Origin of the sequence: Serratia sp. Tan611 (assembly GCF_905188235.1) — a bacterium.
GTDB classification, from domain to species: domain Bacteria; phylum Pseudomonadota; class Gammaproteobacteria; order Enterobacterales; family Enterobacteriaceae; genus Serratia_B; species Serratia_B rhizosphaerae.
In genome coordinates this window covers 2,444,532-2,465,090 of sequence record NZ_LR994655.1, presented here as the reverse complement: position 1 = coordinate 2,465,090, position 20,559 = coordinate 2,444,532, and the positions used below count along the sequence as shown (strand labels likewise).

Sequence of the window (20,559 nt, the reverse complement as noted above, 5' to 3'; positions counted from 1 at the left end):
TCTCCCTGAGTGTTAAACGAAACGGAACGCTTCTGCGATCACCAGTTTTGAGGCGCGACGCGCCGGAATAATGGAGGCAATCAATGCGGTCACCAGCGGCAAGGCGCAGGAGAACCAGAACAGGTTGATGTCCTGATCCCACATGACAAAGGCCAGATAGCCCTGGGTATAGCCCGGCGACGGCGGCATCGGAATGCCGTTGATATTGATGATGGAGGCGATCAGAATGCCGAAGCTGACGCTCAGCACCGAACCGATAATGCCGATAATGATGCCTTCCAGTACGAATAAGCGGCCGATATAAGATTGGCTTAACCCCAGCGCCCGCAGCGTGGCGATTTCGCGCGTGCGCTCCACCACGTTCATCATCAGGGTGTTGCCGATCATAAACACCACAATCACGCTGACGATGGATTTGATAAACAGGAAGATGCCTTCGAACAGGTTCACCACCTGGTGGTAGAACACCGCCAGATCGTCCCAGGAGCGCGCCTCCAGCGGCAACTGGTGCTGTTCAATCAGCCGGTTGATCTGCGCCAGCACCGCCGGCGTCCGCTCGGTATCCTGCAGCATGATGATGATCTTGCTGACATCACTGGTTTGCAGCAGTCGCTGCGCGGTTTTCAGCGGCAGTTTGATCGCCGTGTCGTCATACTCTTTAATGCCGGACTGGAACACGCCGCGCACCTGAGACGACATGGCGTTCTGCCCTCCCTGCGGGTTCACCACCAGCATATCCACCCAGTCGCTGTAGCCGGCCGACAGCGCATTGGCGATGCCGGAGCCGACGGTGATGTCCTGCTGCTCCACGCGCGACAGATCGCTGCCGGAAACAATGCGATCCAGCGAACCCAGCACCAGCGACGTCTCCGGCTCAATGCCCACGCCGGTAAAGAAGGTTGAGGTACCGGTATCGTACTGGGAAATAATGCCGGAAAACGCCAGCTGCCCGGTGACGGTGGCGATCTGCGGCGCGATCTGCGCATCCGCCAGCAGCAGCCGTTTCACCTCGTCATAGTTTTTGATGGTGTACTGCAGCGAATTATTGGCGCCGCCGGTGAGGTAGCCCTTCTCATACAGCTGAATATGCCCGAGGTTGGTGCGGATGGTTTGCTCCCGCAGCGCCCAGAACGAATAGTCGACAAAACCGCCGAAAATAAACACCGCCACGCCGCCCAGGGTGATGGCCAGCAGCGTTACGCCGGAGCGACGGCGCTGGCGGAACAGGTTAAGGAAGGTGTAACGGATATCGGTCGGCTTGCGCAGCGCGGTGACGACCACCACCAACAGCGCATACACGATGATGATATTGGAGATCCAGAACAGGATATTCATCATAACGCGCCCTCCGTCAGCGGCCGGATCACCAGGCTCAGCTCCGCAGGCGCCCACGCCGGTGCTGGCTGATTGCGCAGCGCCAACAGCCGTTGCCCCTCTTCCCCCTGCCTGCCCAGCGCCGTCCAGGCGGCGGCGGCCTTTTCCTGCTGCTTGCAGGTCTCCAGCGCGCGCGCCGACATCAGCGTGACCATCGGCCGCAGCGGCGCAGGCAGCGATGCGCTCTGCTGCAGATAGTCGGTATCTTTTACCGCCACCACGCAGCGGCCGTTGCTGGCCGGTACGAAAGCGTCCATCCGCGCCCGTAAAAAGCGCAAGCGCCAGTCGCCGTCATCGGTTTCCGCCGCCTCATCAATGTAGAAAAATCCCAGCTTGGAGGATTCGGCGGCGCGCAGGTAGTTCTTTTTCTTTAAAAAATCCGTGGCGATAAACAGCTGCCCGTAGCCATAGAACATCTTGCCGACGCTGTAATCCGCATGTTGCTCAAACTGCGCCTTCAGGCTGGCGGTGGCGCGGTTCAGATCGGCGATCGGCGCCTGCGCGTTAATCGTCAGAATGGTCTGTAGCCGCCCGCTCTCCGGCGCGGCGCGTTGGTCGGCGGCAGAAGCATTGACGCCGATGGCCAATAATATTGTGACACCGTAACGCTTAAGCATTGTGAAAGTCATTTTTCAGCTCTCCGTCCTTGATTTCCAGCACGCGTCTGGCCTGATCGCGCAATTTCAGCGAGTGGGTCGAAATCACAAAGGTGGTTTTCAGCTCCTGATTCATCGTCAGCAGCAAATCGACAATCTCCTGCCCGGTGCGGGTATCCAGGTTACCGGTCGGTTCGTCGGCGACGATCAGCCGCGGGCGCTTGACCAGCGCGCGGGCAATGGCCACCCGCTGCTGCTGGCCGCCGGACAGCTCGCCGGGCTGGCGGCGGTAGTGGTCGACCAGCCCCACTTTCTCGATCATGTCCATCACCTGATCCTGCGCTACGCGGCGGCTGAAGCCGTTGAGCATCAGTGGGTAATAGACGTTATCGAACACGCTCAGTACCGGCAGCAGATTGAAGAACTGGAAGACAAAGCCGATGGCGTCGGCACGCAGACGCGCGGTCTGTTTATCGTTCAGCGTCGCCAGATCGTTGCCCAGCAGATAGACGTGGCCGCCGGTTGGATAGTCGATGCCGGCCATCAGGTTCAGCAGCGTACTTTTGCCGCTGCCGGACGGCCCGCACAGCGCGATAAACTCGCCATCATGGATCTCGGTACTGATCGCCGCCAGCGCGGTGATTGCGCCGGGGCCTTTGCCGAAGCGTTTGCTGGCCTGTTGCAGGGACACCACGGGCAAGGGTTGTGCAGCGTGTATCGTCATAATCCTTTTTCCTGAACGTTGGGCGGTAAATGGGATGCCTCCGGCACCAGCCGCAGGCGGTAATCGGCAGAGATTTCGTACACCAGATAGCCGTCCCGGTTGACCCAGGAGCGGTGATTCGCGTCCCGTCGCGGGCCGCTGCTGACGATCTGGCACAGCCCTTTGGTCACGGCGCTGTCGCCGGGCAGCGTAAAATCGCCGACGTCGACATAACGGCTCTCGACCTGCACCACTTCACCGTCAATCGGCATCAGCATCCGGTGGCTGCGCTGCGTCCCCGCCTGCTGCGGCGAGCAGGGGTTGGGAAAGCGCAGGGCGAACAGCGGGAAATCAAACGTCTCTTTCGCTACCGTCTTCGCCTCCTGACGCCGCTCGTACCGTGTCGCCAGCGTCAACGCTCTTTCATTAGGACGCCAGCGGCCGCTGACCTGACGCGTCTTGCCGTCGTTATCTTCTTCAATCCGGTAGCTGAACCCGCCGTCGGCGCCGTAGCGCACTTCATCGCGGTAGCGGTACTGGTGCGAGCGCAGCAGCACCCGCCAACGAAACTGAATGCTGGCCTGCTGCAGGTAGCTATTGCTGTCCGGCTGCCAGCGCTGACTGACGCGGTATTCCCCGATCGGCACGTCGCCGCGCAGCGGCAGGATGTGGTACACCGCCTGGTAATCGGGCCGTGGCGCGGCCGAAAGCGGCGCGGCGGCGATCAGCATCAACAAGCCGTATTTCTTCACGGCATCGCCTCCGTCAGCCAGCTCTCCAGCAACCAGGCGCCGTCCTGGCCATCCAGCACGTTCAGCAGCGCATGGCCCGGCGGCATCGGGAACTGCTGCAGATAGCGCCAAAACAGCGCGGGGTTCATGCAGCCGCTGTCGCCGTACAGTTCGTTCAGCGCCCGATGTGCCAGCGTAACGGGCAGGCGATCGAACGCCTGCTGCTGCAGCTGACGCAGCGCGCCGGCCGGCGGCGTAACGCCCAGTACCTGACGGGTATTGGCGCCGCAATGCTGCAGCCAGCTGTCCGCCAGATACTGCGCGGCCTGGCGCGACGAGTCCGGCAGCCGCAGATAGCGGCTAAGGTGCAGCCAGGGGCCGCCGGGGGCGGTTTTTTTCAGGATCAGGCAGCCGATCCGTTCTACGCTGGCCTGGCTGTTGCTCTGCGTACCGCCGCGCGCGCGGGCATAACGCTGCATTTCCGAGAAGGTCAGCACCGGGATGCTGCGGAAGTGGCCGCAGATAATCACGTTGTCGCTGAGATCGCTGTTCAGCATGTCCTGCGCGATCAGCAGCGCGCTCATTAACCCGTTGCGCTCGCCGCGCAGCTTGCCGCTGAAGCCGTTGATGCCATAGTCGCGCACGATATTTTTCGGCAGGATGTCGACGCTCAGCGCATCGCGCCAGCTGTTGACCTCTTCAAAGGTAGTGGTTTCTCCCCAGGCGTCGACGTACAGCAACGCATTACGCTCATGGCGCAGCTGAAATTCACCTTTGGCGCCCAACTGCGCCACCGCCTGATGGCAGGCGTCGCCCAGGCCGTTCAGCCAGTCGCGGTAATTGGTTTTGCGCAGTGCCTCGGCGGGCAGCATCGCATCATCAATTCCGAAGCGGCGCAGCAGCCACTGGCGGCTGCCGGATCTGGCGTTGGCTTTTTTATACAGCGACGCCTCCCAGACGTTGAACCAGGTCGGCTGAAAACGCTGCAGCAGCGTGTTCGGCTCCAGCAGGGAAAAACCGGCCAGGCGGACGGCGTCCGCCGGTATCTGACGTTCAGACGGTTTACTCATGGGGGCTCTCCCGGCAGTCTGAGAGCACCATGGCGATCACCGAGCCATCCAGCCCGATGCCGGACTTGAGCAGGTGCGGGGTATGCAGAGGCAGCGGCGGCGCGTCCATATGCACATGGATCGGTAAAGCGGCGTCGACCGGATGACGGCCGGCGGCGGCCAGCAGGCGCCGCTGCAGCAGGGCATCCGCCGCCAGCATAAAGTCCAGCACGCCGCTGCAGGTGGCGACATAGCCCGCCTGCCCTTTGTAACTGACGACCGGAATGCCGCCTTTGCCCCACACTTTCTGCAGCGCCATCGCTTCGGCCTTGTCGCCGGCGACGGTGCCGTTGGCGTGCGGCAGTGCGCAGGCGATATCCTGCGGCGTCAGCCCGGCCGCCAGCAGCGCGCTGTCGATGGTTTGCGCAATGGTGCGAAAATCGGCGGTAAAGGCGCCGCCGCGCCCGCCGCTGCTCTGGCGGCACACCGAACTGCGGATGGCGACCGCCGGCGTGACGCCGCGCCGTCTGGCGTGATCTTCACTTTCAATCACCAACGCCACCGCGCCGTCGGCCAGCAATACGCTGTTGTCCTGATTGCTGAACGGCTGCGATTGTCCATTGCCGAGCATGCCTTGCCCGCCCATAAACACCACATCCTGCAGCACGATCTTCAGCCAGCCGGCCACCAGCGCCACATCGAGCCGGCCGGCGGCAATGCCGGCCTGTGCCAGATGCAGCGCCGTCAGCGAGGAGTTGCTGGCGCTGTACACCGAAGTTGGTGGCCAGTCGAGGCGATAAGTGTCGACAAAGCGGCGCGCCAGCGCGTCCTGCGCGTAACTGTCGGCATGCAGCCGTTTGATCGCCGGGAAAAACAGCAGATCTTCCACATCATTACGATCCTGATAGCCGGCAAAGTCGGCGATATTCGGCCGCACGCCGTTGCCGGCCAGGAATGCCCGCACGCGCGGCCCCTGCAAAGCGGACGCCTGCAGGCCGGCCATCGCCAGCGCCTCGTCAATCACCGGCTGCAGCTGCTGCCACGGCTCGGCGTCAGCGCGCGGTGCGTGCACCGTATGCGGATTACTGCCCAGCCGCAGGTTCTGCCAGTCATCGTCGTTGTCGAACCAGGGGGTGCCCGTCGCACAGCGTCCGGCGGAAATCGCCTCAATCAGCGCCGGAAAATCCGCCGCCAGCGGGCTGCACTGCCCCCAGCCGCTGGCTATCACCCGCGGTTTCACGCTGCCTTCCTCAGCACCACGGCGTAGTGGTTACCGCCTTCTGTGGCGCCGATCACCAGCGCCGTATTCACCGTCTGCTGCAGTGGCGCGTTAACGAAGTGGAAATCTTCGGCGCAGAATTCCTGCGTATACGGAATCGGCAGGATTTCACCGCGCCGCATGATTTCACTGACCACGGCGATATTGAGCAGGCCAATGCTCGATTCGACCAGACCGAACCAGCCGTTATAGTTGACCAGCGGCACCTTGCGACGCGCCTCACCCAGACTACGGCGCAGCGCGTCGACTTCCACCGCATTGCGCAGCGGCGTGCCGTCGCTGGTGCCGCACACCAGATCTAACTCATGCGGTTCGAGCGCCGCTTCCTGCAGCGCCTGTCCGATGGCGCGCGACAGCGAGGCCGACCGGGCCACAACATCATGGGGATCAAAGAAGCTGCCGTCGTTGTCTTTGCCGTAGCCGATGATTTCGGCGTGAATATGCGCCCCACGCGCCTGAGCATGCTGCAGATCTTCCAGGAGCAGCATCGCCGCGCCTTCACCGGGGATGTAGCCTTGTGCATGATTGCTGTACACCTGAAAAGCCGCCGCATCGCAGGTCAGCTGCAGATCGCCGCTGAGCGCCTGCAGATACACCGCGAAGGTGCTCATGTTTTCATCTGCGCCGCCGACGATTACCTGCGGCTGCAGCGCCTGACGCACCAGCTCGTAACCATAGGTCAGCGCCCCTAATCCGGCGTTGATGCCGGTCGCCAGCGAGGTGTTATACCCCTTGATGCCTTCGGAGATGGAACAGAAGGTGGAGATGGCGTTCATCAGCGAGCCGGGGAATTCCGACGTCCGCACTTTGGTCGGATCCGGGAACAGGCTCTGCAGATAGCGATCCACCGTCGCCTGCGGGCCTTTGGACATGCCGAGTATCATGCCCAGCGTCTGGCCGTCGCGTTTGATTTTGCGCCCGGCATCGTTCATCGCCTGCGTCAGCGCCAGCAGCGCAAAGGTGCTGATCAGGTTGGCCTTGCGCGGATCGAAGCGGCGCAGCGTCTTGCGCGGATCCAGACCGGTGATTTGGTGCAAGCCGGTCGCCTTGTCCAGTTCGGCGTCGATGTCCATACCGGCGAAGCGCTGGTTCAGGAAGGCGCGGGATTCACTGTTCTGGTTGACCGCACCCAGCATCTGCCGGAACTCTTCACGCGTCTCCTCATCCAGCAGCAGCGGTTGCAGACTGTCCGGCGTCTGCTGCTGCCACATACGCTGCAGCATCGCCTGCAGCGTGTGGCCGGCGGCGCTGACCGCGCCCATCCCGGTGATTGCCACGCGCTTCGGCGCGTAGACGCTGGGAGGACTCTGCTCCGGCTTTACGCTGGCGATGACGCAGCAGTTATTGCCGCCGAAGGCGTAGTTGTTTTTCATAAACAACCTGACGTCGCCGTCCTGGAACTCGTTAGGCACGTAGTTGAGATCGCAGTTGGGACGGGGGGTGGTGAAATTAAGCGTCGGCAGGATTTTGTTTTCCGGCAGCGTCAGGAAGCAGGCGATCAGCTCAATGATACCGGCGGAGCCGATATTGTGGCCGACATAGGCCTTGGTGGAGCTGACCGGAATGTCCATGATGTTGGGAAACACTTTCTTCATCGCCAGCGTTTCACAGCGGTCGTTGGCCTCGGTGCCGGTGCCGTGCGCGTTGATATAGCCGATATCTTCCGGCGTCAGCGCCGCATTCTGCAGCGCGTGGCGCATCACCTGTACCGCGCCCTCGCCGCGCGGATCCGGCGCGGTTTCATGGTAGGCGTCGCAGGAGGTGGCGTACGACACCATTTCACCGTAGATGGTCGCGCCGCGCGCCAGCGCGTGCTCATACTCTTCCAGCAGCAGCGCGCCGGCGCCTTCGCCGATCGACATGCCCGGCGAGCCGGAGAACGGGCTGGACGGCGTGCGTTTCATGGCATGCAGCGCATAGAAGCCGGCGAAGGTCGGCAGATAGATAGGTTCGGTGCCCACCACCAACGCGGTGCTGTTCTTGCCGTTCTGGATCAGGTCATAGCCGATACCCATGGCGTTGGTGCTGGCGGTACAGGCGGTGGCGACCAGTTCAAAGCCGCCCTTCAGCCCCAGCAGCGAAGAGACAATGGCGCTGCACGAGGCGAAACTGCCGGAAATGATGGCTTTCTGCAGTGAAAACGCCTCCATACGCTGCTCGATCAGCGGAATAAAGGCTTCGGTGCCGGCCGAGGAGACGCCGATAATTAACGCCGTTCTGTCACGCAGCGCGCCCGGCGGCAGTTCCCCCTGCTCCAGCGCTTCATGGCCCACCTTATAGGCCCACAGCGCGGCGTTATCCAGCGAAGCAACCATCTCGTCGGACAGTCCCGGCCAGCTCAGCGGCTGCAGCACTTCCGAAGCGTTGGCGTCTTCAAACCATTCCAGGTACTTTTCACTCGGTTTAATACCGCAGGTTTTATTGAGCAGCGCCTGCTTAAACTCAGGCACATTGGTGGCGATGGAGGAGAGGTGCCCCATCCCGGTTATCACCACGCGTTTGCGAGTAACAGTCATAATGTCTTCCGTGTCATGTCTTGCGTGTCGGCACACCCGAATTAAGGGTGACGCGCCCCGAACCGGGCGCGTCGTGAGCGTCAGGCCTGCGGCGGCTTGTCGGCCGATGCCTGCTCTGCCTGCTCCTGCGCGGCTTTTTCCGCCACTTCCTGTTCTTCCTTGATGCGCTGCCATTCAAACTGCTGCAGCAGATCGCGCGGACGCGTGCTGTCGACGTAGCTGTGCTCCGACGGGTTAATCAGGAAGCTGTAGTTGCGGGCGAACGGCACCGCAGCGGTGTTCACCGTCACCAGCGCGTCGCCGCACTGCACCTGATAGCAGTCGATATCCGCCCAGGCCCAGGCGTTGCGCAGCATCAGACGGCCAAGGCTGGCCTCCAGATCCGTGGAGTAGTCGCAGACGATCACTTCGCCGATGCACTCGCCGTTCAGCAGCACTTTATCGCCGCGCTGCGGCATCGGTTCACTGCGGCCGGCGATGGTCATGCCGACGGCGCGCTGGGCGACGCCCTGCTCTACGCGCTCGCCGATGGCCTCCTGACCGGTGAACTGGTCTTTGTCATAACGCACCGTCCACTGCATCTGCAGTTCGATCGGGCAGCGGCTGTAGTCATTGAACAGCCCCGGCTCCCAGCAAGGGTTCTCCAGGCGGGCCAGACGCTGATAATCCAGACCGCCGGTGCGCAGATCGAACTTCTCGCCGGCTTCCTGCAGTTGCCGCCATACGTCGGCCAGTTCGTCACGCGGCCCCATCAGCTTGTAGGAGAATTCGCCGTGCTTGCCGCTGCGCAGCAGGATCAGTTCGTCAACGTGCATATGCTCCTGGAACGGCAGGCCGATCACGTCCATACCGTACAGCTCCGCCAGCAGTTCCCAGGCGTACGGCCCTTCAAGGTGCAGCGTGCCCCAGTCCGGCGTCAGCGACTCGATGGTTTCAATCTCGTCAAACTCTTCCTCATTGCCCGCCAGCCGATCGCGCAGCAGCTGGCACAGAGCCTCGCCGGTCATCCATTCGGAAATCAGCAGGAAGCGTTCATCATCGCAGGCGATATACAGATCGCTGACGATCATGCCGTCGCGATCGAGGATCAGGCTGTACATCGCCTGTTCGTCACGGATGGAGGAGACATCGCCGGACACCACCTGGTTCAGCAGCGCCCAGGCGCTGTCGCCGCTGACGCTGGCAATGCCGAAATGCGAGTAGTCGACCAGTAGAATGTTCTTACGCAGCGCCTGGTGCTCGGCGGCGGCGTCGAAGTAGCGCAGTGGGACGGCGACGCCGTTGCGTTCGCCCATGATGGCGCCATTTTGCTGATGAATATCGCTCAGTTTCATGCCTTTTCCGCCTCTTCTGCTGCCTTGGCTGCCGCCATTTCTCCCTGCTTGCCGATCACAAACGACGCCAGGGTGTTCACACTGCGCATATAGGAAGGATCATCGCCCTCCTTCACCCGGATATTGAAGGTTTCATCGAGCAGTACGATCACCTCGGTGGCGTCTACCGAATCCAGCTTCAGCCCGCTGCCGAACAGTGGCGTATCGTCATCAATCTGCTGTACGTTCTGGTACAGGTTGAGGCGCTCGATCAGACCCGCCTTGATTTTTTCCAGTACCTGTTGTCGTTGTTCAATCACGGCGTTTAGCCCGGTGTTACTCATGGTGTTGGTTCCCCGCGGTTAGTTAATCTGTATGCCCTTGGCTTCCGCAATGCTGCGGTCGATGCGGAAATTGACGATACGGCCGGCGCAGGCGATATGACGCCCGACGCGGGCCTCCACTTCGTAATGGTGGAAGCCGTTGGGATCGGCGAACGCCAGCTTGCTGTGCACCTCAATGGTGTCGCCCGGATTCACCACGTGGCGGTACTTGACGTCCTGCGACGCCAGAAAACCGATAATGCGGTGGCGCTCGGCCATCACCCGCTCGACCCCTTCGGCATTCGCCAGCGAACGCGCCACGTCATCGAACTTTTTCAGCGGCGTTGCGGTTTCCCGCTCATGGCGCTGGCAGTAATCGCACAGCAGGCTGAAATACTCGCTGGCCTGGCCGAAAATCTCGGCGATCAGCACGCCCGGCATCACCGGGTTATCCGGGAAATGCCCCGGAATATACGGTTCATTGAAGGTGACGTGCTTGATCACGGTGATCGAGCCTTTCTCGCCGGGGGTAAAATCCACGATGCGGTCGACCATAAAAATAGGTGCTCGCCAGGCGCCCATCCGTAGCAGCACCGAAGGGGTAACCAGACTTTTGTTATAGTTAGGCATGCGACTTTCCTGTCTGTTAACGCATAATCAGGCCGCCATCGACGATCAGGGTCTGACCGACGATGTAGCTGGATGCGTCCGAACTCAAAAACGCCACCACGTTGGCGATCTCGTCGACATGACCAAGACGCTTGAGTGGAATGGCGGACATCACGTTGCGCACAATCTGGCGCGGGACTTTTTTTACCATGCGTGATTCGATCATCCCCGGCGCCACCGCATTCACGCGCACCCCTTTGGCGGCCATCTCGGCGGCCAGCGTGCGGGTAAAGCCGACGATGCCGGCCTTGGCCGCGCTGTAGTTGGTCTGACCGAAGCTGGACGTAACGCCGGATACCGACGAAATATTGACGATCGCCGCCTGACGCGCGAGGCGCAATAAGCGCATAAACTGCTTGGTCATATTGAAGGTGCCGTACAGGTTGACCTTGATCACCTGGTCGAACTCCTCAAAGCTCAGCGCGCTGAATAAATTATCTTTATAAATCCCAGCATTGTTAATTAGTACATGAATAGAGCCGGCCTCAGCATCGAGCGTATTCACCAGTTCATCGACGGACTGAACGTCCGAAACATTGCACTGATGAATATTTAGCGCCTGCCCCTGCGGATGTTTATTTTTTAATTTTTCCAGCCCGCTGGCATCATTGTGATAAACAGCATAAACCGTCGCGCCTTGGTCAAGATATTTCTTGCATATAGCCAGACCAATATCTCCGCTTGCGCCGGTAATCAGCACATTTTTCCCATTTAAATCAGGATATATCGACATAAATAATCCTTTATATTAACACGTCAACTGAATGCCGCCGCCGCAATAGCATGCGTCCGGCAATGTGAAATACTCAGCGTAGATTGCGCCAGACCACGTTCTTTCATCAGGCGTGCAAATTCACCCGAGAAAAAATAAAAAGGCCGGCCTAATTTATCGTGGCGCACTTCAATGTCGTGAAAGGCGATACCGAGGCGAAAGCCGGTTCCCAACGCTTTCACTGCAGCCTCCTTGGCCGCCCAAAAGCCGGCGACGCGCTCGCAGTTATGCGTAATGTCGCCCAGTTCTCGCCGCTCATCATCGGTTAAAAGGCGGAGCAATAATTTATCTCCGCTGCGTTTTATTGCCATTGCGACGCGATCTATTTCTATAATATCGACACCAAGATTCACTCTGACTTTATCCTTAGTCATGCAATCCAAAAAAATATTGCACGGCGAACGCGGGCAATATTTAACGGTTGGAATGGAGACATCCATTCCCGGAGGCTGAGTGCGAATTTTATTGATTAAGTACGGCGGAATCCCATCCGCGTCTGATGAAGAATGTTAGCGCATGTTATTTCAAACAATCAACAAAGCGCCAAATAAAAACAGCCGCGCATATCAAATTGGAGTTTTAGCCTAAAAAACAAAGAAAAAACAAAATCAATACGTGAAAAAATAAAAATAATCCAATTTAAAAACCACGGTAACATAGTGAATCGATATCTTGCGCTGCAAGAATAATCCTTGCGCGTTAAAATCATCCCAACCAGGCAGGAGTATTTTTTGAAAATAACCAAGAAATCACTTGAAGATTGATTATTGATATAAAAATATATCAAATAATAAAGCTGACTTGTGTTTAATTTTAACGGATAAATGCAGTAAAGCTCGCTCCATGCCTTAATGTCCGGATGGAGCGGCCTGCTTGTTTTAGACGGCGATACCGATTATTTCGCCAGTTGAGTGGAATAGTTGGCCGGCACCCAGCGATAACCGTTGCCCTGACGCTGCACATGACCCAAGCCCGGGAAGGAGATATGCGCAGCGGCCACCCAGAAGCCCTCTTTCGCCGCCTGCGCCAGGATGCGTTCGCGCGTGGCGATCGCCTGCCGCCGGTCGACGTCAAAGTGAATCGCCACCTGTGGTTCCGGCATCTGCACCGCTTTGGCGTGGATAATATCGCCCCACAGCACCAGCGTCTGCCCCTCGCTTTCTATGCGGTAGGTAACGCTGCCCGGCGTATGCCCGTAGGCCGCCTGCGCCTGAATGCCCAGCGGCAGCCGCGCCGGCGCGCTGAAGGTTTTCAGTTTGCCCGCGGCGATCAGCGGATTGAGCGCATCGGCGGATTCTTTAAAGGTGTGGCGCTGTCCCTCTTCCACCTTGCTTTGGTTGGCATCGTTCAGCCAGAAATCCGGATCGCGTTTATCAACATAGACATCCGCATTGGGGAACGTCGGTTTGCCCTGCTGCGACACACCGCCGGAGTGGTCGCCATGCACGTGCGTCAGCAGTACCGCGTTGATGCTGTCGGCCGGGTAGCCCGCCGCACGCAGGTTTTCCAGCAGATGGCCGCCATTGTTGCCGAACAGCTGGCCGGCGCCGGTATCCACTAGTACCCGCTGTTTGCCGTCGTCAATCACAAAGGTATTGAGCGAGGTTTCCGCCTGCGGCGTCATCGCGTCCTCCGCCATCCGGCGCTGCAGCGTTTCCTTGTCAATCGGCACCAACAGCTGATCGAGCGGGATGGTCACCGTGCCATCAGACACCGCGGTGACGGTCAGTTTGCCCAGCGTCATCCGGTAATATCCCGGTGCCTGCCGCTGCGTATCGGCGGCCTGAACCGCGGCGGTGGTCATTAGCAGGCCGGCGGCCAGCACTAAATGTCGTTTCATAAACTCCCCATATGAGATTTAACGTCGTCTTTAACGCTGGCAGAGATTATTGTATTGTCCAATAACATCATTCAAATTGATTAGGTTGATTGTGAACATCAGAGAAAATGATTTTAATCGTATCGATCTGAATTTACTGACGGTATTGCTGGTGCTGTACCGTGAACGCAGCGTGACGCGCGCGGCGCAGAAACTGTTTCTTGGCCAGCCGGCGGTCAGCGGCGCGCTGGCTCGCCTGCGCGAGATGTTTAACGATCCGCTGTTTATCCGTTCGGCCAAAGGCATGGAGCCGACGCCCCGCGCCGTATCGCTGGTGACGGAACTGACGCCGCTGATGGAAAATATGCAGCAGGTGCTGTTTCAACAGCCGGAGTTTTCCCCTGCCCGCGCCCGGCAAACCTTTCGTCTGGGCGTGACCGACTGGGTGGAAAGCTGGCTGATCCCGCCGCTGTATCAGTTTTTGCGCCACAACGCCCCCGGCGTCCGCCTGCAGGTGACGGCAACCGACCCGTTTCAGGACGCCGCGCTGCTGGTGCGGGACGAGATCGATCTGGCGATTTCCGTCGCCAATGACGCCCCGCACGCGGTGGTGCGCCAGGTGCTGACCACCATGGACTACCAAACTTTCTGGCACCCGCAGCAACAGCAGCCGCCGACGCCGCTGACGCTGGATGCCTATACCCGCGCCGACCACCTGCTGGTTTCCTACCGCGGTGCTGACAGCAGCCTGATCGATCGCCAGTTGGCCGAGCTGGGAAAGCGTCGCCGGGTGGTTTACACCACGCCCCATTTTGCCTCGCTGCCTCTGCTGCTGCAGCGCAGCGCGGCCTTCGCCACCGTGCCTGCAGGGCTGGCGGCGGGCTGGCGGCAGCATTACGGGCTGTGCGTCAGCCCGCCGCCGCTGGATATCGCCCCGTTTGAGGTAGCGATGCTGTGGCACCGCCGTCGCGATCGCGAGCCGGCGCTGCAGTGGCTGCGTCAAGCGGTGATCTCACTGCTGGCAGAGGCAGAATGCGCCGTCTGATGGCGTAAACAGACGGCGATTTTGCCCTGTTTTTCTCCCTTTGCTTTCTTTGCGTGCGGATTAGAGTGACCGTTGGTGTTGTAGCAAGTCTTACACAAGGTCTTTCTGAGCGTGACGAAACCTTTTTTACGCAGCGGCAGTCTGGATAAGCTGGTCGCTCTGGGGGAAAATGGCCAACCCATTTACGCCCAGGCGCAGTCAATCCGCGAGGCGCTGCGCCTCAAGAATCAACCGGCAATCGCAGACTGTCTGGCTATCCCGCAATTAAACCTCCGGCAAGATCGCATCGATTGGTATGCGCCGTTCAGCGGTGAGATCCGCCCGTGGACGGAGGCCGACGATAATGAACGACGTGCGGCGCTGGCGCAGCTGGACGCCTGCCTTACCGAAGTTGAGGTGCTCAGCCGCCAGGCCGTTGCCGCGCCGCAGGCGGCGCAGCAGCGCTTCGGTACTCTGTTGCGTTATCTGCTGCGCTTCCCTGATGCGCAGCAGGTTTATCTGGTCGACGGCAAACCGGTGCTGACGTTCTGGGGGTTTGACCATGCCGAACAAGGCGGCGGCAGTGACCCGTTTGCCTGCCTGCGGTCGGAGGAAGCCGCGCCGGTTACCGCTGCCGAAACGGCGATCGGCGCGCCCTCCGCGCCGCAATATGACGTCCGGCCGCCGCGCGCCGGCCGTCCAGGCTGGCTGCTGGCGGCTATCGTCATGGTCATGACGCTGGCCGCGCTGGGCTGGCAATGGCGGCAGTCTCACGACGCTGCGCCGCAGGCCGCCGCACCCGCGCCGGTGCTTCCGATGCCGCCGGCCGCACCGCCTGCGATCACGCCCATGCCGCCGTTGCCACTGGCAAAGGCGACGTTGCAGCCGGCGCCCCCTACGCCGGAGCCTGCCGCGCCGCCGAGCGATAACCACGCCCTGATCATGCCCGCCGCAGCGGTGAAAGCCGGTTCCACCCGTTTTCTTAACGGCGAATGGCGCGCCGTGCCGGATGTCAAAACGCCGCTGACCGGTCGGCTGCCCAGCCTGCGGTACCGGTTGCATAACGGTAAAGGCAGCCTCAGCATCCGCCAGGCGGATAACGTGCGCTGCCGGGTTGACGTCGAAACCGGACTGATGCCGTCCGGCAACCTGGTGATTAACAGCCGCACTAAGGCGCGCTGCAGCGACGGCTCCCGCTATCAGATACCGGAAATCGTCTGCCAGCCGCAGGAGGACCGCCCCGCCGCGTGCAGCGGCCGCTACGGCGCCGACACGCTTTACCCCATGACCATCACGCGCGAGAAAAAATGATGCTGGCGACCCTTCCCCATTACCCCGCACAGATCACGCTGGTGCAAAACAGCGGCGTACAGTTTCTGGACTTTGGTCTGCCGCCGGAGAATGCTGCACCAACGCTGCCCGGCGCCTATGTGCGTAAAACCGCCAACGGCCCGCTGCTGCGGCTGCGCTTCGATACGACGTCAGGCAAGCACTTGCTGAACCACGACGACAGCACACCGCCGGAAACGGTCCGACCGGAGCTGCGTCTGCCGTTTGAACGTTCGCTGGCACTGCTGGCAGAACAGTGGCTGCCGTTGCCTTTCTTCCGTTTCAGCCCGGCGGGCGGTTTTCTCAACGGCCCGGCAAACTGGGCGCGGATGCGCTTTACGCCGTTGACGCAGCCCGACGAGGATGGCTGCCTGTGGCGCATTACCCTGACGTTTGATACCCAGTTGCGGGAGGCGGATACCCCGTCGCTGGCGCCGGATGCGAATGACGTCAACGCCGGTCTGGCGTTTGCGCTGGCGCATCACAGCCGCGATCTCGACGAGTTTCTCGATCAGACCTGGGTCGACGGCTGGCTGCGGGACGTGTTCCGTCAGCAGGCCGCCGAGCGCGAGCAGCGCAGCGAAAACGCGCTGCGTGGCGCGCTGAAAGCGTTCGAATATCAGGCGCATTATCTGAACCTGCTGACGCTGCTGGCAGAGCGGCTGCAGCTGCCGGCGATCCGTCTGATCGCCGCCGGCGGACAAACGGCGCCGATTCCGGTCGATTTGATCCTCGACGTCGGCAATTCCCATACCTGCGGCATTTTAGTCGAGCAGCATGCGCAAGAGCGTGACGGCCTGAAGCAGACCTATGCGCTGCAGCTGCGGGATTTCAGCCAGCCGCACCAACTGCATCAGGCGCCGTTCTCCAGCCGGGTGGAGTTTGTTCAGACACAGTTTGGGCCGGAGAACTACTCTTTTCAGAGCGGTCGCGAGCGGGCATTCTGCTGGCCGTCGCTGGTGCGGGTCGGCGATGAGGCCAGCCGGCTGGCGGCGCAGCGTCAGGGCGCCGAGGGCGCCACCGGCCTCTCCAGCCCGCGCCGCTATTTGTGGGACGACGCCCCCTATGACCACGGCTGGCGCTTTAATCAGGCGCAGGAGCCAATGGCCGCCGCCGCACCGCTGTCGTTATTACTGAACGACGAAGGCCAGCCGTTATCTGGCCTCGCACCGTCACAGCAGCTGCCGGTATTCAGCGCCCAGTACAGCCGCAGCGCGCTGATGACGCTGATGCTGAGCGAGCTGCTGGCGCAGACGCTGATGCAGATCAACAGCGTGGCCCAGCGTCTGACCCAGCCGCACGGCAACACGCCGCGACGGCTGCGGCAGATTATCCTTACCCTGCCCGCCGCGATGCCAAAGCCGGAGCGCGAGCTGTTTCGCCGCCGCATGGCCGAAGCCATCGGTCTGGTCTGGACGGCGCTCGGCTGGCAGACGCACGACGCGCCGCCGCAGCCTGAGATCCAGATGGAGTGGGATGAAGCCACCTGCGGCCAGATGGTGTACCTGTATAACGAAACGCAGGTCAATTTTGCCGGCGACAGTAAGGCGTTTTTTGCCGCCATGGCGCGCCCGGATCGCCCTGCCGCACAGCGCGGTACGGCGCTGCGCATCGCCTCGATCGATATCGGCGGCGGCACCAGCGATCTGTCGGTCACCCAGTTCTCGCTGGACGACGGTCTGGGGCATAACGTAAAAATCATCCCGCAGCTGCTGTTCCGCGAAGGTTTTAAACTGGCGGGAGACGATATCCTGCTCGATGTGATCCAACGCTATCTGCTGCCTGCGCTGCGGCAGACGCTGGAGCGGGCCGGCGTGGCGCACCCCGCCGCGCTGATGGACACGCTGTTCGGCAATCAGGGACGGCTCGACGGCCTGTCAACGCGGCGGCAGCAAACGGCGCTGCAGCTATTTATTCCGCTCGGCCAGGCGATTTTACAGGCCTACGAAACGTACGATCCGCTGGACGCCGGCGCCGAACTGGCGGCCACCTTCGGCGAATTGCTGCCGCAGCGGCCGACCGACGGCGTACTGCACTTTATCAACGCAGAGGTGCAGCGCCAGCTTGGCGCCGATGCGCCGGCCTTCGACATTCTGCACACCCCGCTGCTGCTGCCTCTGCGCGATCTGCACGCGGCGTTTCTATCCGGACAGATCCGCATCAAAGCGTGCCTGCTGGCACTCAGCGAAGTGGTGGCCCATTACGCCTGCGATGTGCTGCTGCTGACCGGCCGCCCCTGCCGCCTGCCGGGCGTGCAGGCGCTGCTGCGCCATTTGCAGCCCCTGCCGGCGGGCCGCATGCTGTCGCTGGACGGATATCACGCCAGTCAGTGGTATCCGTTCGCCCGCCACGGACGTATCGACACGCCGAAATCCACCGCGGCGGTCGGCGCTATGCTGTGCTTACTGGCGCTGGACCTGCGCCTTGGCAGTTTTTATTTCAAGGCCGGCGATTTCCGGCCTTACTCCACCATCCGCTATCTCGGCATGCTGGATGCCCGGCAGAGCCTGAGCGACGATAACGTCTACTATCGCGATATCGATCTGGATCGCCGCGACTTCATGCTGGATAACCGCGCCTTTACCCTGCGCGGCCCGCTGCGCCTGGGTTTCCGTCAGTTGGACAATGCGCGCTGGCCCGCCTCGCCGCTGTACAGCCTGCATATTGTCGATACGCAACTGGCGCGCCGGCTGGCCGGCAGCGCGGTGCTGCAGATACGGCTGCGGGTTGCCGACGGTGAACGCTTCGAACTGGCCGACGCCACGCTGGACGATGGCGAAGCGGTGCCGCTGACGCACCTGCAGCTGAAATTAAATACCCTGGCGGCCGGCGACGGCGCGGCAAGCCATTACTGGATCGACAGCGGGAGCGTGTTTCCATCATGAGTGATATTTCTTTACCGGCGCAACGCCTGCACGACGTTGCGCAACGGGCGCTCGACTGGCTGCAGGACGCTCGCCATGATTCAGCGCGGCTGGCGGCGGAAGCGGAGAGTCTGGCGCTGCGCCTGCGCCGCTGTCGGCGCGACGCACGGCGGCTGACCATTGCCGCTGACGAGAGTTTCAGCCTGGGTATTTACGGCAATGCGCGGCAGGCAAAGGCCGCACTGCTACGCCAGTTGGGCGTTACCCCGCACCCCGTCGGGCAGCCGGCGCTGACGGTGCGCTATCACCAGACGCCTCAGCCGGCCACACCACGCCTGACGCTGCTGGAGGAAAACGACCTCGTTGGGCTGCTGTTTTTCGCCGCCGGCGCGCAGCCGCCGGATCGCCGGCAGCTGGCGACAGGTTTATCCGCCCTGCGCCGTCAGCCCCACGCGATACCGGCAGAGGGCGTTGACGAAGATCGGCTGCTGACGCTGTGGGAGACGCTGAGCCACTACCATCCGCAGCTCGCCGACGATCCGTTCTGGCCGGCGGCGCTAGCGCTGGCGCCCGGCCTGAATATCGATCAGCGCGCAACGCTGTTTGCTCCGCTGTGGGGAGAGCGGCCAGCGTTCACCGCCCTGTATCGTCAGCTGGCGCACCGGCTGCGGGAGCTCGGCAGCCGCCAGTTCACGCTGACGGAAGATATCGACACGCTGAGCGCGGTGATCGACGGTTCAGCAGCGGCCTGGCTCAACGGCGAAGGCGACCGCCATACCGTGCTGCTGCCGCTGACTGAGGCGCAGACGCCGCAGCGCTGTTCACAGGCGGAACTGGCGCTGCTGACGGCCGAACTGACGCTCACCACGCCGTCAGGCGACGGCATCTTTGGTCATCCCGTCGTTCTGCTGGATATCCCCGGCGTTTCGACAGGATGTGAGCAGGCGCTAACATCCTCTCTGCTGTCTGCCAAACGCCGCTGGCTGTTGCACCACTGCAGCGAGCGCAGCCAACCCACGCTGCTGCTGGTCAGCGGCGCGGCGACCGATCGACAGACAGTATTGCCGGCCGCCAAAGCGCTCAGCCATTGGCAACAAGGCGGACTGCCGGCCCCGGATGAGGCAGGCAAACCGGACCTGATCTGGTTGCTGACCCCGCGCAGCGCTGCGGCGCAGGATTATGAAGCCGCCGTGCAGCGCCATATCGGCGAACCGGGCGTACACTGGGGGACGTTGCTGGCGCAGGATGAACACGATCACCGGCGCCTGCTGGCCTATCTGACGACGGCGGTCGATAACCGCATCCGTCAGCGGCGGCTGACCAAACGGCTGCTGACGCTGCACACCGTTCTGACGAAAGCGGTGCTGGGCGACTGGCTGCCGGCGGCGGATGGTGATGAACGGCCGCAACAGCAGCAGGTCGCCCGGCGCCTGCTGCAGACGCTGCAGGCCCGCACCGGGGTGCACGGCGAGTTGCTGCAACAGCTGCTACCGCCGCAGGAAGCGCTGCTGCATCTCTATCAACAGCCGGCGCCGCTTACCGGCGGTGAGCCGTTGGGTATCGGTATCGAGCTGGATCTGCTGGCGCCGGTTGCGGACGGCAGCGATATTTCCCCGCCGACATCGCGTTTTGCCGACGCTGCATTCCGCCTGTGGCTGGAACATCTGCGCCGTCTGGCGGATAACCGCGCGCTGAAGCAGCAACTGGATATCGACAGCCGCTGTCTTAGCCTGCTGGCCGATACGCTGATTAACGCCGCCTGGCGGCTGGGCATTGACCGTCAGCTGCGCGACGCGCTGATGACCGACAGCGGCAATGCCCAACGTCAAACCTCACTGGCGCTCGGCGTACTCGGCGATTTTGTCGCCTGGCTGGGCTTCCAGCACTGCTTGCCGCAACGACGGCCAACCAGCCGCATCCAGCAGGGGCAGCCGATCTTTACCTCTCCGCACGCGCCGTCCGGCGATCTGACGCCGCCGCGTCTGACCCGGCTGGCGGCCGCACCGGTCAATAACGCCGCCTTCTATATTTATGACTGGCTGGTGGGATTAAATACGCTGGCGGCAGACAACGTCGGCCATCGCGCAGCGGCCAGCCTGCCGGCACGGCAGCAGCGGCGTTTGGCGCAGATCGTGGCGGCGCTGGATGATGGCAAATTGGCGGGGGAATAATTTACAGACTGTGACGTACGGGTCTTG

General features: G+C 61.6%; 17 protein-coding genes. 4 read left to right on the top strand and 13 right to left on the bottom strand.

What is annotated here, in order from left to right; translation table 11 throughout:
• Positions 1–12: 12 nt before the first annotated feature.
• The 13 genes from TAN611_RS11605 to TAN611_RS11545 form a co-directional block, all read right to left on the bottom strand.
• Positions 13–1,338: an FtsX-like permease family protein gene (locus TAN611_RS11605; protein WP_105231134.1), complete on the bottom strand. Its 1,326-nt coding sequence runs from the start codon at positions 1,336–1,338 to the stop codon at positions 13–15.
• Positions 1,335–2,003, bottom strand: coding sequence for a hypothetical protein (locus TAN611_RS11600; protein ID WP_187043110.1), 669 nt, complete (start codon positions 2,001–2,003; stop codon positions 1,335–1,337). The genes TAN611_RS11605 and TAN611_RS11600 overlap by 4 nt, the downstream gene beginning before the upstream one ends.
• On the bottom strand, positions 1,984–2,694 hold the full coding sequence (locus TAN611_RS11595) for an ABC transporter ATP-binding protein (protein WP_105231132.1): 711 nt from the start codon (positions 2,692–2,694) through the stop codon (positions 1,984–1,986). Before TAN611_RS11595 ends, TAN611_RS11600 begins: the two co-directional genes overlap by 20 nt.
• Positions 2,691–3,425: a DUF6134 family protein gene (locus TAN611_RS11590; RefSeq protein WP_203067731.1), complete on the bottom strand. Its 735-nt coding sequence runs from the start codon at positions 3,423–3,425 to the stop codon at positions 2,691–2,693. The genes TAN611_RS11595 and TAN611_RS11590 overlap by 4 nt, the downstream gene beginning before the upstream one ends.
• Positions 3,422–4,474, bottom strand: coding sequence for a hypothetical protein (locus TAN611_RS11585; protein WP_105231130.1), 1,053 nt, complete (start codon positions 4,472–4,474; stop codon positions 3,422–3,424). The genes TAN611_RS11590 and TAN611_RS11585 overlap by 4 nt, the downstream gene beginning before the upstream one ends.
• Positions 4,467–5,693 (bottom strand): beta-ketoacyl synthase N-terminal-like domain-containing protein, encoded by a 1,227-nt coding sequence (locus tag TAN611_RS11580; RefSeq protein WP_203067730.1) that lies wholly within the window; start codon positions 5,691–5,693, stop codon positions 4,467–4,469. The genes TAN611_RS11585 and TAN611_RS11580 overlap by 8 nt, the downstream gene beginning before the upstream one ends.
• Positions 5,690–8,248 carry a beta-ketoacyl-[acyl-carrier-protein] synthase family protein gene (locus TAN611_RS11575; RefSeq protein WP_111737101.1) on the bottom strand — a complete coding sequence of 853 codons (2,559 nt, stop codon included), beginning with the start codon at positions 8,246–8,248 and terminating at the stop codon, positions 5,690–5,692. The genes TAN611_RS11580 and TAN611_RS11575 overlap by 4 nt, the downstream gene beginning before the upstream one ends.
• An 80-nt stretch (positions 8,249–8,328) precedes the next feature.
• Positions 8,329–9,582 carry an aminomethyltransferase family protein gene (locus tag TAN611_RS11570; RefSeq protein WP_203067729.1) on the bottom strand — a complete coding sequence of 418 codons (1,254 nt, stop codon included), beginning with the start codon at positions 9,580–9,582 and terminating at the stop codon, positions 8,329–8,331.
• Positions 9,579–9,905 (bottom strand): acyl carrier protein, encoded by a 327-nt coding sequence (locus tag TAN611_RS11565; protein WP_105231126.1) that lies wholly within the window; start codon positions 9,903–9,905, stop codon positions 9,579–9,581. Before TAN611_RS11565 ends, TAN611_RS11570 begins: the two co-directional genes overlap by 4 nt.
• Before the next feature lie 18 nt (positions 9,906–9,923).
• Positions 9,924–10,514, bottom strand: a complete 591-nt coding sequence (locus TAN611_RS11560) for a 3-hydroxyacyl-ACP dehydratase FabZ family protein (RefSeq protein ID WP_105231125.1) — start codon at positions 10,512–10,514, stop codon at positions 9,924–9,926.
• Positions 10,515–10,530: 16 nt separating this feature from the next.
• Positions 10,531–11,286 (bottom strand): SDR family NAD(P)-dependent oxidoreductase, encoded by a 756-nt coding sequence (locus tag TAN611_RS11555; protein ID WP_105231124.1) that lies wholly within the window; start codon positions 11,284–11,286, stop codon positions 10,531–10,533.
• 23 nt (positions 11,287–11,309) lie between these two features.
• The gene (gene acpS / locus TAN611_RS11550; protein ID WP_238404534.1) at positions 11,310–11,699 is read right to left on the bottom strand and encodes a holo-ACP synthase; all 390 of its coding nucleotides are present in this window, start codon (positions 11,697–11,699) and stop codon (positions 11,310–11,312) included.
• Positions 11,700–12,220: 521 nt separating this feature from the next.
• Positions 12,221–13,165 (bottom strand): MBL fold metallo-hydrolase, encoded by a 945-nt coding sequence (locus tag TAN611_RS11545; RefSeq protein ID WP_111737103.1) that lies wholly within the window; start codon positions 13,163–13,165, stop codon positions 12,221–12,223.
• Positions 13,166–13,253: 88 nt separating this feature from the next.
• Here TAN611_RS11545 and TAN611_RS11540 point away from each other — a divergent pair, with 88 nt between their 5' ends.
• From TAN611_RS11540 to TAN611_RS11525, 4 genes are all read left to right on the top strand, one after another.
• The gene (locus TAN611_RS11540; RefSeq protein ID WP_238404540.1) at positions 13,254–14,189 is read left to right on the top strand and encodes a LysR family transcriptional regulator; all 936 of its coding nucleotides are present in this window, start codon (positions 13,254–13,256) and stop codon (positions 14,187–14,189) included.
• 111 nt (positions 14,190–14,300) lie between these two features.
• Complete coding sequence (locus tag TAN611_RS11535) at positions 14,301–15,479, top strand: SrfA family protein (protein ID WP_203067728.1); 1,179 nt, start codon at positions 14,301–14,303, stop codon at positions 15,477–15,479.
• Entirely contained in the window at positions 15,479–18,382 is a 2,904-nt protein-coding gene (locus TAN611_RS11530) for a virulence factor SrfB (protein ID WP_203067778.1), read from the top strand. The genes TAN611_RS11535 and TAN611_RS11530 overlap by 1 nt, the downstream gene beginning before the upstream one ends.
• Positions 18,379–20,532 (top strand): virulence factor SrfC family protein, encoded by a 2,154-nt coding sequence (locus tag TAN611_RS11525; RefSeq protein ID WP_203067727.1) that lies wholly within the window; start codon positions 18,379–18,381, stop codon positions 20,530–20,532. Before TAN611_RS11530 ends, TAN611_RS11525 begins: the two co-directional genes overlap by 4 nt.
• Positions 20,533–20,559 lie beyond the last annotated feature (27 nt).